The sequence below is a fragment of the Enterobacter cloacae complex sp.6700776 genome, from assembly GCF_048284255.1.
GTDB lineage: Bacteria > Pseudomonadota > Gammaproteobacteria > Enterobacterales > Enterobacteriaceae > Enterobacter > Enterobacter intestinihominis.
The window spans coordinates 1-262 of the sequence record NZ_JBLVYK010000324.1 but is presented as its reverse complement, the minus strand read 5'-3'; the positions used below and the strand labels follow the sequence as shown (position 1 = coordinate 262).

The window sequence follows — 262 nt, the reverse complement described above, 5'->3', positions numbered from 1 at the left end:
CTTTACGTGCCAGTAATTTTGGACCTTCAGCCGTATCAATCAGTATACCAAACCATGAACATGATTCTCGAATGACACCAACTGGAATGGCACACTTATCAGAACATAGACAATAATCAATAATAGGGATAACAGCCGACTTACCTGTTTTTGATGCACCGCTGATAATATTAACTTTTCCGGGTTCAAATTTTACAACCCGTGGTTGTTGATTTGTTTTAGGCCAAAGTATCAATTTTCTTATTTGGAAATACATCAGAAA

The 262-nt window shown here is 36.6% G+C and carries 1 pseudogene; it reads right to left on the bottom strand.

The features are described 5' to 3' along the window. Nucleotides 1-262, bottom strand: a pseudogene (locus ACNQ0T_RS24465) (DUF3732 domain-containing protein); the annotation flags it as partial.